The sequence below is a fragment of the Alcanivorax sp. VBW004 genome (assembly GCF_009718865.1).
Taxonomy (GTDB): Bacteria; Pseudomonadota; Gammaproteobacteria; order Pseudomonadales; family Alcanivoracaceae; genus Alcanivorax.
This window is the reverse complement of the sequence record NZ_WNHC01000001.1, coordinates 1,516,714-1,531,288: the sequence shown is the minus strand read 5'-3', so window position 1 is coordinate 1,531,288 and position 14,575 is coordinate 1,516,714. Positions and strand designations below refer to the sequence as shown.

The window sequence follows — 14,575 nt, the reverse complement described above, 5'->3', positions numbered from 1 at the left end:
CCTAAACCCGGGTAACAGTGGCGCCGTCCGCTATCAGACAACGCCCACTGCCTCAGTCGTTTTCCAGCTCGATATTGATACCGAGAGAACGAATTTCCTTCAGCAACACGTTGAAGGATTCCGGCATACCCGGATCCATGCGGTGATCACCATCCACGATGTTCTTGTACACGCGGGTACGGCCATTCACGTCATCGGATTTCACAGTGAGCATTTCCTGCAAGGTGTAAGCGGCGCCATAGGCTTCCAGCGCCCACACTTCCATCTCACCGAAACGCTGACCACCGAACTGCGCCTTACCACCCAGCGGCTGCTGGGTAACCAGGCTGTAGGAACCGGTGGAACGCGCATGCATCTTGTCGTCCACCAAGTGGTTCAACTTGAGCATGTACATGTAGCCCACGGTCACCTTGCGGTCAAAGGCTTCACCGGTACGGCCATCCCACAACTGCACCTGACCGGAGCGGTCGTGTCCAGCCAGCTCCAGCAGCTCCTTGATCTCGAACTCTTTGGCGCCGTCGAATACTGCCGTCGCCATGGGCACGCCGCCCACCAGGTTCTTGGCAAGGTCGATGATTTCGTCATCGCTGAAGCTGTCCAGATCTTCCGGTGTGCCACCGGCACCCGCCTGGTTGTAGATCTTGTCGAGGAAGACGCGAATGTCCGCAATCTTCTTCTGCTCGGCCAGCATTTCGCCGATCCGCTCACCAAGACCTTTCGCAGCCCAACCCAGGTGGGTTTCCAGAATCTGCCCCACGTTCATACGGGACGGTACACCCAGCGGGTTCAGCACCACATCCACCGGCACGCCGTTCTCGTCATGCGGCATATCTTCTTCAGGCATGATTACGGAAATCACACCCTTGTTACCGTGACGGCCGGCCATCTTGTCACCGGGCTGAATACGACGCTTGATTGCCAGGTAAACCTTGACCACTTTCAGGACGCCGTGAGCCAGATCATCACCACCGGAGATCTTGGCCTGCTTGTCCTTGTAGCGCTCGTCCTGCTCCTTCTTGTGCTGCTCCAGATACTGCTGGGCACGCTCAAGTTGCTCGGCCACATCATCGTCAGCCGGACGCAGTTCGAACCACTTCTCGGCATCCAGGCCGTCCAGAACGTCACCGGTCAACTCTGCGCCGCGCTTGAAGCCCGCACCACCGTTAACCTTCTTGCCCACCATTACGGTGCGCAGACGCTCAAGAATATCCTGCTCGAGAATACGGTACTCGTCTTTCAGATCCTTGCGGAACTGCTCCAGGGCAGCCTGCTCGATCTGACGAGCGCGCTCGTCTTTCTCAACACCATCGCGGGTAAAGACCTGTACATCGATGATGGTGCCCTTAACGCCGGAAGATACGCGCTGAGAGGTATCCTTCACGTCGGAGGCTTTCTCACCGAAGATCGCACGCAACAGCTTCTCTTCAGGGGTCAGCTGGGTTTCGCCTTTCGGCGTTACCTTGCCCACCAGAATGTCGCCGGCTTCCACTTCTGCACCGATGTAGACAATGCCGGACTCATCCAGTTTGGACAGCGCCGCTTCGCCCACATTGGGGATATCCGCAGTAATCTCTTCCGGACCCAACTTGGTATCACGGGCGATACAGGTCAGTTCCTGAATGTGGATGGAGGTGAAACGATCATCCTTCACCACCTTCTCGGAGATAAGGATGGAATCCTCGAAGTTGTAGCCATTCCACGGCATGAAGGCCACGCGCATGTTCTGACCCAGGGCCAATTCGCCCATGTCCACAGAAGGACCGTCAGCCATGATATCGCGGGCAGCAACCCGATCACCCACCTTCACCAGCGGACGCTGGTTGATGCAGGTGTTCTGGTTGGAGCGGGTGTATTTGGTCAGGTTGTAGATATCAACCCCGGCCTCACCTTCACTCACTTCACTGTCATTAACCTTAACGATAATCCGTGATGCATCGACCTTGTCGACGATACCGCCACGGGTGGCGACCACACAGACGCCGGAGTCACGGGCAACGTGACGCTCGAAGCCAGTACCCACCAGCGGCTTGTCAGCACGCAGGGTCGGCACAGCCTGACGCTGCATGTTCGAGCCCATCAAGGCCCGGTTCGCATCATCGTGCTCGAGGAACGGGATCAGCGACGCCGCCACGGATACCACCTGACGAGGAGAGACATCCATATGGGTAATGGTGTCGCGCTCCATCACGGTAAATTCGTAACGGTGACGCACGGTAACGAAGTCTTCCTCGAAACCGCCGTCTTCTGTCATTTTCGCGTCCACCTGTGCGATCACGCACTCAGCTTCTTCGATCGCAGACAGGTATTCGATTTCTTCACTGACCTTGCCGTCAATCACTTTCAGGTACGGAGACTCGAGGAAGCCGTACTCGTTGGCGCGGGCATAGGTGGCCAGAGAGTTAATCAGACCGATGTTCGGACCTTCAGGGGTCTCGATCGGACACACACGACCGTAGTGAGTCGGGTGTACGTCACGCACCTCAAAGCCGGCACGCTCACGGGTCAGACCACCCGGGCCCAACGCAGAGACACGACGCTTGTGCGTAATCTCGGACAGCGGGTTGTTCTGATCCATGAACTGGGACAGCTGGGAAGAGCCAAAGAACTCTTTCACGGCAGCAGCCACCGGCTTGGAATTGATCAGATCCTGCGGCATCAGGCCTTCGGATTCGGCCAGGCTCAGACGCTCCTTGACCGCACGCTCAACACGTACCAGGCCCACACGGAACTGGTTCTCGGCCATTTCACCCACGGAACGCACACGACGGTTACCCAGGTGGTCGATGTCATCGACCACGCCGTTACCGTTGCGGATATCCACCAGGGTTCTCAGCACTTCAATGATGTCGGAGGTTTCGCCGCCCATCTGTTCGAAGTACTGCTTACCTTCCTCATCGGAGCGGGCGCTGAAGTAACGGCCGTCATAAAGGATGCCAGGACCGGTCTCATCTTCACGACCGAGACGACGGTTGAACTTCATCCGGCCAACACCGGACAGGTCGTAACGCTCATCGGTGAAGAACAGGTTCTTGAACAGGTTCTCAGCCGCTTCCTTGGTCGGCGGCTCACCCGGGCGCATCATGCGGTAGATTTCGACCAATGCCTCAAGCGGCGTACGGGTCGGATCAGCGCGCAGGGTATCGGCCATGAACGGGCCGTTATCCAGATCGTTGGTATAGAGTGTTTCAAAGTCGGTAATACCGCCTTGCTCCAGCTTCTCCAGCGTTTCCGCGGTCAGCTCGGTATTACACTCCACCAGAATCTCGCCGGTGTCCTGGTCGATGATCGACTTGGCCAGGTATTTGCCTTGCAGGTATTCAGCCGGGATTTCCAGGTATTCAATGTTGGCTTTTTCCAACTGGCGAATGTGGCGCGCGGTAATACGACGACCACGTTCAACCACGACTTCACCGTCAGCCAGGATATCGAAGGTCGCGGTTTCACCACGCAGACGCTCCGGCACCAGCTTCATACGGTAAATGCCGTCTTCTACTGCGATTTCATTGGTGTCGAAGAACATCTCCAACACTTCGTCGGAGGTGTAACCCAACGCACGCAGCAGGATGGTCGCCGGCAATTTGCGGCGACGGTCGATCCGCACAAAGACCTGGTCTTTGGGATCGAATTCGAAGTCCAGCCAGGAACCACGGTAAGGAATCACCCGGGCAGAATAGAGCAGCTTGCCGGAAGAGTGAGTCTTGCCTTTATCGTGGTCGAAGAACACACCGGGAGACCGGTGCAGCTGGGACACGATTACACGCTCGGTACCATTGATAACGAAGGTACCATTTTCGGTCATCAGGGGAATTTCACCCATGTAGACCTGTTGTTCACGAATATCCTTGATCGCCCCGGATGATTCACGATCGTAAATCACCAGACGAATACGCACACGCAATGGCGCCGCGTAGGTAGTACCGCGAATGATGCATTCTTTTACATCAAAAACGGGTTTGCCGAACTCGTAGCCGGCATACTCCAGCGCTGCATTTCCTGAATAACTGGCGATCGGAAATACCGATCGGAAAGCGGCTTCCAGACCTTCTTCCAGGCGTTCTTCTGCGCTCTTATCCTGCTGCAGGAATTTACGGTAAGAATCGAGCTGTATCGCCAGGAGATAAGGCACTTCCATAACTTTTGGAAGCTTGCCGAAATCTTTGCGGATCCGCTTTTTCTCAGTGAATGAGTATGCCATCTGCGTTCCTCAGCTGTTGACCTATCACCCTGTGGTGATATTTCTGCATGAAACCCTTCATACAGAAACGACAAAAGGCTGGCAGCCAAAAAGCTGCCAGCCGGCGCCTTTCCGCGAAACCGCGGAAAGACATAGCGCTAACGCGCTTACTTGAGCTCGGCAGTACCGCCAGCCTCTTCGATCTTTTTCTTGATCTCTTCGGCTTCGTCTTTGGCAGCGCCTTCCTTAACAGGAGCAGGAGCGCCTTCAACCAGCTCTTTGGCTTCTTTCAGACCCAGGCCAGTCACTTCACGGACAGCCTTGATCACGCCAACTTTCTTGTCACCGAAACCGGTCAGAACAACGTCAAACTCGGTTTGCTCTTCAGCGGCAGCAGCTTCACCACCAGCGGCTGCAGGAGCAGCAGCAACAGCGGCAGCGGCGGTAACGCCGAATTTCTCTTCCATGGCCTCGATCAGTTCAACGAGGTCCATAACACTCATATCGGCGATAGCGCCGAGGATATCTTCTTTGGAAACGGCCATTTTCAATCTCCTAAATCACCACTTTGGTGATCCGATTAGATCGGGTAGTTACGCAACCTGAAAAATCAGGCAGCACTCTGTTTCTGGTCCTTGACTGCAGCAACCGTGCGAACAAATTTGCCGGGCACCTCGTTGAGGGTACGAACAAACTTGGCCACCGGGGCCTGCATAACGGACATGAGCTGAGAAATTGCTTCGTCGCGAGTCGGCAACTTGGCGAGGATATCGATATCCTGCGCACCATAAGTTACGCCACCCACGGCCAGAGCTTTTACTTCCAGCGCGTCATGGTCTTTGGCGAAATCCTTGATGAGGCGAGCAGCAGCGCCCGGATCATCCTGGGAAAAAGCCAAAACAGTGGGGCCAACCAGTGCATCGTTCAGACACTCAAATTCAGTGTCTTTCACGGCGAACTTCGCCAGCGTGTTCCGTACTACTTTCAGGTACACGCCGGTTTCACGGGCCTTACTACGCAACTCAGTCATCTGAGAAACAGTGAGACCACGATAGTCAGCAACCACAGCAGACAGCGCTTCAGTAGCAACAGCATTAACCGAAGCAACAATCGCTCGTTTGTCCTCCAGATTCAAAGGCATGATGTACCTCCTGGATTCACAAACATTAACCGTCAAAATCGACTGCAATCTGATTTCGAGGCGGTCGCCAGAGCCGGTTTCCCGGCTATTATCGCGGAGCCACAACCTGAGCAAATCAGGAAACAACTACCGCGCCTGCGCAGGCGGTTACCCCTTAATTCCGGCGGCTTACTTACCTCATAAAGGCAGACACCAAAACACACCGAAAACCTGCGGTCTTTGACGCCCCGGCGTCGCTCACTGCATGAGACGCGCCGCCGGGATCAAAGCCCTTTTGATCCTGCCTTGCGGCAGGATCGAAACTTCTCACATCGCCAGGGATGCCGGGTCGATGGACAGACCGGGACCCATGGTGGTGGACAAGGTAACCTTCTTGAAGAAAGTCCCTTTAGCGGAAGATGGCTTGGCCTTTTTCAGGTCAGCGATCAACGCTTCCACATTTTCCTTGATGGCGCTGGAGTCGAAACCCACCTGGCCGACGGTGCAATGAATAATCCCGCCTTTATCGGTACGGTAACGCACCTGACCACCCTTGGCGTTTTTAACCGCCTGGGCAACATCAGGAGTCACGGTGCCAACTTTCGGGTTCGGCATCAGACCGCGGGGACCCAGAATGGTGCCCAGCTTGCCGACAACGCGCATGGCGTCCGGGGATGCAATCACAACGTCAAAGTCGAGCTCGCCCGCCTGAACCTTCTCGGCCAGATCGTCAAAACCGACAACGTCTGCACCCGCTTCTTTGGCTTCTTCAGCCTTGGCGCCCTGAGCAAACACGGCAACACGGACAGTCTTGCCGGTACCGTGAGGCAGAACAGAAGCACCACGAACGTTCTGGTCGGATTTACGTGGGTCAACACCCAGGTTTACCGCCACGTCCACAGACTCTTTGAATTTCACGGCAGAAAGCTCAGCCAGCAGTGCGACAGCTTCCTCAACCGGGTACAGCTTACCCGCTTCAACCTTCTCGCGGATGGCACGGTTACGCTTAGACAGTTTAGCCATTGGTTAACCCTCCACATCCAGGCCCATGGAACGGGCAGAACCCGCGATAGTGCGCACAGCGGCATCCAGATCCGCAGCGGTCAGATCCGGCTCTTTAGCCTTGGCGATCTCTTCCAGCTGCGCACGGGTTACCTTGCCCACTTTCTTGGTGTTCGGCTCACCGGAACCGCTTTTGATACCAGCCGCTTTCTTCAGCAGGTAAGCCGCCGGCGGCGTCTTCATGGTGAAGGTAAAGGAGCGATCGTTGTAAACGGTGATCACGACCGGAACCGGCGCACCGGCATCCAGCTGCTGAGTCTGGGCGTTGAACGCCTTACAGAACTCCATGATGTTCACACCGTGCTGACCCAGAGCAGGACCAACCGGCGGTGACGGGTTAGCCTGACCCGCTGCAACCTGCAGCTTGATGTAGGCTTGTACTTTCTTCGCCATTTTAAGACTCCTTGGGTGCAAACGCCGCGCCTATGGCGGGCTCCCCTCAGGTTGTCAAAACGCCCCGGCCGCCTTTCAGCGACCAGGGCACCTAATTTAAACGCTGCTTCCAATCAGGTTTTTTCGACCTGACCGAACTCCAGCTCAACCGGTGTGGACCGACCGAAGATCATCACAGCCACCTGCAGGCGGCTCTTCTCGTAATTCACCTCTTCGATCACACCATTGAAGTCAGCGAAAGGACCGTCGTTAACACGAACCACTTCACCCGCTTCAAACAATGTCTTCGGCTTCGGCTTCTCGACTGCATCATCCATACGACGCAGAATGGCATCCGCCTCTTTCTGGGTAATGGGCGAAACACGACCCGGATTTTTCGGATCTTCACCAATGAAACCCATCACTTTCGGGGTTTCCTTGATCAGGTGCCAGGAGTCATCACACATCTCCATTTGCACCAGAACATAACCCGGAAAGAACTTGCGCTCGGATTTGCGTTTCTGGCCACCCTTGATCTCCACCACTTCCTCAGTGGGAACCAGAATTTCGCCAAAAAGCTCTTCCATAGAACGCAATTTAACGCGCTCCTCAAGAGCACGTTTTACGTATTTCTCGAAACCTGAATAGGCGTGTACTACGTACCAGCGCTTTGCCATGCTTACCCCTTAGCCAATAACCCAGGACATGAGCCCACCGAGAATCCAGTCGAGCACAAACAGCAACAGGGCCACAATCACAACAAAGACCAGAACAATCAGCGTGGTCTGCAAGGTTTCCTGACGCGTCGGCCACACAATCTTGCGAAGCTCGACCAGAGAATCCTTACGCAACTGGTTGAACGCTTTGCCCTGCTCAGTTTGCAGAGCAACAAACACCGCCACCAGAGAAACAGCAACGACACCGATCACCCGATACAGCGTTGCCTGGTCGGAGAAATAGCTATTGCCCACTACGGCCGCAGCAACAAACCCCACAACCAACAACCACTTCACCGCCTCAAAGGCGGCAGAGCCGGAACGCGCTTCTGTTTTCTCGCTCATCTGACGATGCACCCCACCACCTGAGTGGCAGTTTTGGGAAAATTGGCAGGCCAGGAGGGACTCGAACCCCCAACAGCCGGTTTTGGAGACCGGTGCTCTACCAATTGAACTACTGGCCTGTAACTCTTTAAACCTGAAACAAAACAGGGTGGCGGGCCTGCCCGCCACCCCTTATCACCGTAAAACTTACTCGGTGATTTTAGCTACCACGCCGGCGCCAACGGTACGACCACCTTCGCGAATCGCGAAGCGCAGGCCGTCTTCCATGGCGATCGGAGCGATCAGCTCAACGTCCATCTGCACGTTATCGCCCGGCATTACCATTTCGGTACCTTCCGGCAGAGTACATGCACCTGTCACATCAGTCGTACGGAAGTAGAACTGCGGACGGTAGCCGTTGAAGAACGGAGTGTGACGACCACCTTCGTCTTTGCTCAGGACATACACCTCAGCAACGAACTTGGTGTGCGGCTTGATGGAGCCCGGCTTGGCCAGTACCTGACCACGCTCAACTTCATCACGCTTGGTACCACGCAGCAGAACGCCAACGTTCTCACCAGCGCGACCTTCGTCCAGCAGCTTGCGGAACATCTCAACACCGGTACAGGTGGTCTTGGTGGTGTCGTGGATACCCACGATTTCCAGCTCTTCACCCACCTTGATGATGCCACGCTCTACACGGCCGGTTACTACGGTACCGCGACCAGAGATGGAGAATACGTCTTCGATCGGCATCAGGAACGGCTGATCAACGGCACGCTCCGGCTCCGGGATGTACTCGTCCAGGCACTCAACCAGCTTCTGCACGGCAGGCATACCGATTTCGCTGGTATCGCCTTCCAGTGCTTTCAGGGCAGAACCCTTGATGATCGGCGTATCGTCACCCGGGAAGTCGTAGTCGCTCAGCAGCTCACGCACTTCCATTTCTACCAGCTCGAGCAGCTCTTCATCGTCAACCATGTCCGCTTTGTTCAGGAACACAACGATGAAAGGCACGCCAACCTGACGGGACAGCAGGATGTGCTCACGCGTCTGCGGCATGGGGCCGTCAGCTGCGGAACAAACCAGGATTGCGCCGTCCATCTGCGCGGCACCGGTGATCATGTTTTTCACATAATCAGCGTGACCGGGGCAGTCTACGTGGGCGTAGTGACGAGTCGGAGAATCGTACTCTACGTGTGAGGTCGCGATGGTAATACCACGCTCACGCTCTTCCGGGGCATTATCAATACCATCGAAAGCAATGGCGCTACCGCCCCAGACTTCTGCACACACGCGTGTCAGCGCGGCGGTCAGGGTGGTTTTACCATGGTCAACGTGACCGATGGTGCCTACGTTTACGTGCGGTTTATTACGTTCAAACTTTTCCTTTGCCACGACTCTTCACCTCTTAACTTGGCTGTGCTCTCTCGCCATATGGCGCGCATACACCCGATAAAGACACATTTAAGGACTGCAGCTTATTCGCGCAGACCACCTTGGCACCATCAAGACACATGAAGCCGGACCCAGGATATACCTGGGCCCGGAAATTGGAGCTCTTGACCGGATTTGAACCGGTGACCTCACCCTTACCAAGGGTGTGCTCTACCTACTGAGCTACAAGAGCATAACCTTCATGCCACCTTAACGATGACCAAACCTCTCCGGAGCTGGAGCGGGTAGCGGGAATCGAACCCGCATCATCAGCTTGGAAGGCTGAGGTTCTACCGTTGAACTATACCCGCAATTCTTCCGATGCCTGCCAGCCTTCCGGCTTTCTGATTTCGCCGAGCGACTTGATCGCCCGGCAAAATCAATCTATCTGGTGGAGGGGGGAGGATTCGAACCTCCGAAGCTTTCGCGTCAGATTTACAGTCTGATCCCTTTGGCCACTCGGGAACCCCTCCAGAAAAGGGCCTACATTCTCTTTACGCTTCAACAACTTGTCAACTTGTTTTCAAGTAGTTACCAAGCGTTTATTAATTGGAGCTGGCGAGAGGAGTCGAACCCCCGACCGGCTGATTACAAATCAGCTGCTCTACCAACTGAGCTACGCCAGCTCACAAGGGTTGCGAATTCTATAGAAAGGCATGGGGGGACGCAATCCACTTAGGCATCAAACGCCTAATAATTGCGCACCCAATCAATAACAGGAAACCTTGTCGATACCAAGCGACTGATTTCCCTCAAGAAACACCTTCAGGTCGGCGTTATCTTCAGGCTTCGAGTTCGACAGATAGACCCAATATTCGGTCACATCCCGGGCCGTTTCACGGACAAACGCCGGATAGCCCGCATTTTGCATCTTCAACCGAAGCCCTTCTGCGGATTCAGCGCTGGAGAAATAGCCCAGGGAAATCGCATTGGCGTCCTCACCCTCCTTGACAACAAAGCTGTCGACACCATGGTCCTGCAGCTCTCTGAGCACACGCAAGGCACGCTCTCTATCCTCATAGGAAGGCAGATACACCCAGTTAAGGCGGTCCTTCTGCACGCTCAATCCCCGCACCCGGCCGGGCAGCCCAATGGCCTTGAGCTGTACCGCACCCGCCTCTGCCTGCTCACGGTTTTCCCATGGCCCAATCACCGGACACAAGCTACCGCCGGGCACGCTGGCCGCCGGTACACTTTGCGGCTGAGGACTATCTGCGAGCAACCGCAAGCGCTCGCCACCGGCAGCCGCCTGGGAGACCGGCAAACGCAGAGAAGGAGGCTCCGGAGCCAGCGACTTGGTCAACTGAAAGCCCACGTAGACCAAATTGATCACCAGCAAACTGTAGAATATCCACCGCACAGGTGTTCCCCCATCATTTATTGTTGTCGTGCAGCCACTCGCTCCAGCCCATCGAGGACCAAATCCGGCGCGTGCTCAAATTCAAACGCAAACGAACCAATCAACTCCGGCGCATCGCCGCCCGTGACGAGCACTTTGCTAGTATCATCAAGCACTTGGCGCAGTTCAACCACCACCTCCGTGACAAAGGCCACAGACATGCGCAAGAGTCCGTTATGAACACACTCACCGGTAGACTGCCCAAGCTGCAGCTGCGCCGTTCCTGGCTCGATATGCACATCCGAAGTATCGCGAAGCAAGGCGCCACGCAACATGCCAAGCCCCGGCACGATATAGCCCCCGAGGAAAACACCACGCCCGTCCACAGCATCGATCGTCAAGGCGCTGCCGCAATCGATAATGATCGATGCCCCGTAGCGCTGAAACCCCTCAATCATTGCCACCCAGCGGTCAACGCCAAGCTTTCTCGGCTCCGGATAACAACTTTGCACACCAAAATCGGATTCGCAGGAATAATAAAACCGGGGCTGACAACCTGTGCGACTCGCAAGACAGGAGGCAATAACCGTATCCGCCTCCGGTCCGGCGACTGACGCGATCCATATTTCTTCAGGCGACCGCCCTGCTCCCGCCAACATGACATCCACCACCCGCGACCACTCGCGCTCATGGCGGCAGCCACCCTGATGCACCGTTGCGCCGTCGCAGTAACGCCACTTCATGGCGGTATTGCCCACATCAACAAACAGCTTCATTGGATTCTCAAACTCACTTCTCCGCCGTACAGGGAACGCAGCCCATCTTTTGTTTTCAGCAATAGCGCGCCATCAGAGGCCACTCCAGCAGCAACACCCACGAGCTCCTGATCCACGGCCCTGACAACCACATTCTTGCCGGATACCGCATCGAGCTGAGCGAACGATTCCGCAAACGCGGCAAATCCATCGCTCTCGAACAGCGGCAGCATACCCATTAACCGGGTAATCACCAGGCTGGCGAGATCCGTGCGCGATGGCATCTGCGGCAATACAGCAGCCAAATCGATCCAGCGCTGATCAATGGCATCAGCCTGACCCGCCGTCATCCGGCCATTGAGCCCCACGCCGATCACCACATCCACACGCCCATCCATCTCGCCCGCAAGCTCGATCAACACACCACCAATCTTGGCACCATCAACCAAAAGGTCATTGGGCCATTTGAGAGTCACTGGCAGGGCAGGCTCAAGCTCGCGCAACGCCTCGGCAACAGACACGCCAACGGCCAGACTCAGCCCACCCAGCGCGGCAAAGCCACCACGTAATGTGAACCGAATGGAAACATAGAGATTCGCGGCGAACGGAGATTGCCAGGCCCGGCCGCGGCGACCGCGACCAGCCAGCTGGCATTCGGTGACAAACACCTGGGGACGGGTAACGGGTCCCTCCAATGCCAGGGCATCCGCATTGGTGGAACCGGTGACCCACTGATAATGGAGGTCCGCAGCCCCGCCCAGGCGGCGCTGCACAATATCGGAGTCGATCAACTCCAGGGGCTGAGCCAGCCGATAACCTTTGCCTTTCACGGATTCCAGAGTGAGACCAAAATCCGCAAGGCGCTGAACCCGCTTCCAGACCCCGGCCCGGGAAATACCCAACACCTCCCCAAGCTCTGAACCGGAACGAAAGTTACCGTCGGCGAGAAGACGGACCAGCGACTGGTCCGCCTCTTTCATCGCGCTCAAGCCTCCCAAACAACCCCGCGTGTCTTGGACCACTGAATAATATCATCGCCGTAACGCTTTTCGATTTCGTTGCGCTTCAGCTTCAGTGTTGGGGTGATCAGGTTATTCTCAACACTCCAGGCATCCTTGCACACGATCAACGTGGTCATACGCTCGTGAGGGTCCAGCACTTCATTTACGCGGGCGAGAAGCTTCTCCAGCTCCTTGGTAAAGTGCTCCTTCTCACTGCCTTTGCTCAAACGCTCCTGCTCTTCCGGAGTAATGTTAAGCAAGGCAACCGGCTGCCCCATACCTTGCCCGATCACACAGGCCAGCTCGAGACCCGGCATCGTCGACAGTCGATTCTCAATCGGCGCCGGCGCGACATACTTGCCTTTTTCAGTTTTGAAAATCTCTTTCACACGGCCAGTGATACGCAAGCGACCCTTTCCGTCAATTTCGCCCACATCACCCGTGCGCAACCAACCGTCTTCGGTCAGATCTTCTGCTGTCTTCTCTGGCTGCTTGTAGTAGCCCTTCATGTTCCCCAGGCTGCGCACCAGAATTTCGCCACCCTCACCGATGCGGCATTCAACACCGTCATTGGGTGTCCCCACCCAGCCAATCTGTTGATCCCCTTCTTCCGTGGTGTGAGACCAGGCCAGGTTTTCGGTCATGCCGTAGACTTCGAGAATTTCCAGATCCAGCTTCTTGAACCAGGTAATAATTTCCGGTGACAACGCGGCAGCGCCGGACAACGCAATGCGGCACTCATCCAGCCCCATGGCACCAAGCACTTTTTTCTTGATGATCTTGTTAAGGAAAGGAATCTTGAGCAACCGATTGAGCTTCTTCGGGGGCACCGCCTCCGAAGCTTTCTGGTAGAACTTGGACCAGATACGCGGCACCGCAAAAAATACGGTTGGTTGTGCCCGCTTGATATCTTCGCCAAAGGTATCCAGAGACTCGGCAAAAAAGATCTTGTTACCGACATACAGCACGGCAATTTCCACTGCCACGCGCTCAGCCACATGAGACAGCGGTAAATAAGAAATCATGCGCTCGTCAGGCTTAAGATCGTACACCTTGATCATCTTTTCCCCGACAGTGGAAAGACTCGCAAAGTCGTGCATCACGCCCTTTGGCATACCGGTGGTGCCAGAGGTATAAACGATGGTCGCCAGATCACCGAGATCCGGTACATTCACATCCGCCAACGGCGCCGTATCACGAATAATGTCCGACCATTTCGGGAACGACTGCAGGGCATCTTCCGGCGCCAGGCTCAAGGCAATTTGTGCAACCCCTTCTGGCACACCGGCCTTCATCATGTCCCAGTCGTCGAGCTTGCCGACAAAGAGGAACTTGGACTCACTGTGCTCCATGATCTGACGCACTGTCTCGGCCACCAGCGTCGGGTAAAGGGGAACACTGACGCCACCCGCCATCCAGATTGCCACATCAGTGATGATCCATTCCGCACAGTTCTTGGACACCAGCGCAACATGATCGCCCTTCTGCATACCCTGGGACTGCAGGTAGGCGGCAATTTTACGCGCCTCTTCATCCACCTGCTTCCAGGTATACTCTTGCAGCTTACCGCCACCCAGGGGCTGAACAAACGCCACCGCATCGCCGTGCTGCGAACAACGCTGAGCCAGCGCCTGTAGTGGAGTCAGCACACTTTTTTCTGTTGTCATAATTCTCAACCTTTCCCGAGTCCAAAATTCAAAGAAACACCCCGCCATATGGCAGGCCGGTGCAGGCTAACCCTGCGAATTCTGTTAACCATGCCGAGGAAGAGCAACATCTTCCCGGCAAACCAAGCTGTCAAACGCTGACCGGCAATACAGATCCTCTGCCGCCCCTCGTCAGCAAGGCTCAACCATACCACTTTCGCCGACAGCAATGGAGCCTTTCCAGGCTAGCAAATGGTTGGTAAACGCTTGTTTACTGTAGGAATACCGAAAGTCACAGCAGCAAGAATAGAGGCTGCAGGCGCCTGAATAAAGCGTGTTACCGGTTAATCTTCCAGCAGATAACGGTGAACTAAATTCAAGAGGAAATACATGCCGACTGCACCCCGGCTGGTGAGCTAGTCTTTCAAGCGAACACCTCTTCCGGCGACGGCAATAGCTTCATAACACAGGGTCGCAGGACATCGCGGTTGTGGCGTGTCTTTTTGGCAAGGGTATTACAGGGAGGGGGGCGGGGGCCTGACAGCGCCAGATTGTGGCAGGAAGCGCGCTTCTGCCCAGCCTGAACACAAAAAACCCCCGACGCTTTCGCGACGAGGGTTTTCTGTTTG

Annotated in this window: 13 protein-coding genes and 5 tRNA genes; all 18 read right to left on the bottom strand. The window is 55.7% G+C overall.

Translation table 11 applies throughout. From position 1 onward, the window contains the following. Positions 1-52: 52 nt before the first annotated feature. Entirely contained in the window at positions 53-4,195 is a 4,143-nt protein-coding gene (gene rpoB, locus F1529_RS06985) for a DNA-directed RNA polymerase subunit beta (protein ID WP_155133228.1), read from the bottom strand. A 146-nt stretch (positions 4,196-4,341) separates the two neighbouring features. After that, positions 4,342-4,719, bottom strand: coding sequence for a 50S ribosomal protein L7/L12 (rplL, locus tag F1529_RS06980; protein WP_007149799.1), 378 nt, complete (start codon positions 4,717-4,719; stop codon positions 4,342-4,344). Between the two features lie 65 nt (positions 4,720-4,784). Beyond that, positions 4,785-5,315, bottom strand: a complete 531-nt coding sequence (rplJ, locus tag F1529_RS06975; protein WP_007148782.1) for a 50S ribosomal protein L10 — start codon at positions 5,313-5,315, stop codon at positions 4,785-4,787. 306 nt (positions 5,316-5,621) lie between these two features. Continuing rightward, entirely contained in the window at positions 5,622-6,317 is a 696-nt protein-coding gene (gene rplA, locus F1529_RS06970; protein ID WP_007150884.1) for a 50S ribosomal protein L1, read from the bottom strand. Between the two features lie 3 nt (positions 6,318-6,320). Beyond that, positions 6,321-6,749 (bottom strand): 50S ribosomal protein L11, encoded by a 429-nt coding sequence (rplK, locus tag F1529_RS06965; protein WP_007148611.1) that lies wholly within the window; start codon positions 6,747-6,749, stop codon positions 6,321-6,323. Positions 6,750-6,862: 113 nt separating this feature from the next. Then, the gene (nusG, locus tag F1529_RS06960; RefSeq protein WP_039926800.1) at positions 6,863-7,405 is read right to left on the bottom strand and encodes a transcription termination/antitermination protein NusG; all 543 of its coding nucleotides are present in this window, start codon (positions 7,403-7,405) and stop codon (positions 6,863-6,865) included. 9 nt (positions 7,406-7,414) lie between these two features. Beyond that, positions 7,415-7,789, bottom strand: coding sequence for a preprotein translocase subunit SecE (secE, locus tag F1529_RS06955; RefSeq protein ID WP_007150146.1), 375 nt, complete (start codon positions 7,787-7,789; stop codon positions 7,415-7,417). A gap of 43 nt (positions 7,790-7,832) precedes the next feature. After that, positions 7,833-7,908: transfer RNA gene (locus F1529_RS06950), tRNA-Trp, on the bottom strand. A gap of 67 nt (positions 7,909-7,975) precedes the next feature. After that, positions 7,976-9,166, bottom strand: coding sequence for an elongation factor Tu (gene tuf, locus F1529_RS06945; protein ID WP_007151164.1), 1,191 nt, complete (start codon positions 9,164-9,166; stop codon positions 7,976-7,978). Between the two features lie 156 nt (positions 9,167-9,322). Further along, positions 9,323-9,398, bottom strand: a tRNA-Thr gene (locus tag F1529_RS06940). A gap of 44 nt (positions 9,399-9,442) precedes the next feature. Next, a tRNA-Gly gene (locus tag F1529_RS06935) sits at positions 9,443-9,516 on the bottom strand. Positions 9,517-9,594: 78 nt separating this feature from the next. After that, positions 9,595-9,678 (bottom strand) — tRNA-Tyr (locus F1529_RS06930). A gap of 77 nt (positions 9,679-9,755) precedes the next feature. Beyond that, a tRNA-Thr gene (locus F1529_RS06925) sits at positions 9,756-9,831 on the bottom strand. Between the two features lie 83 nt (positions 9,832-9,914). Continuing rightward, complete coding sequence (locus F1529_RS06920) at positions 9,915-10,565, bottom strand: SPOR domain-containing protein (RefSeq protein WP_370456970.1); 651 nt, start codon at positions 10,563-10,565, stop codon at positions 9,915-9,917. Between the two features lie 17 nt (positions 10,566-10,582). Beyond that, the gene (locus tag F1529_RS06915) at positions 10,583-11,320 is read right to left on the bottom strand and encodes a type III pantothenate kinase (RefSeq protein ID WP_155133225.1); all 738 of its coding nucleotides are present in this window, start codon (positions 11,318-11,320) and stop codon (positions 10,583-10,585) included. Then, the gene (locus F1529_RS06910) at positions 11,317-12,279 is read right to left on the bottom strand and encodes a biotin--[acetyl-CoA-carboxylase] ligase (RefSeq protein ID WP_155133222.1); all 963 of its coding nucleotides are present in this window, start codon (positions 12,277-12,279) and stop codon (positions 11,317-11,319) included. Before F1529_RS06910 ends, F1529_RS06915 begins: the two co-directional genes overlap by 4 nt. 5 nt (positions 12,280-12,284) lie before the next feature. Continuing rightward, entirely contained in the window at positions 12,285-13,967 is a 1,683-nt protein-coding gene (locus F1529_RS06905; protein ID WP_155133219.1) for an AMP-binding protein, read from the bottom strand. A 403-nt stretch (positions 13,968-14,370) separates the two neighbouring features. Beyond that, a partial coding sequence (locus tag F1529_RS17600) for a hypothetical protein (protein WP_230457736.1) occupies positions 14,371-14,575 on the bottom strand: 205 nt, incomplete at its 5' end.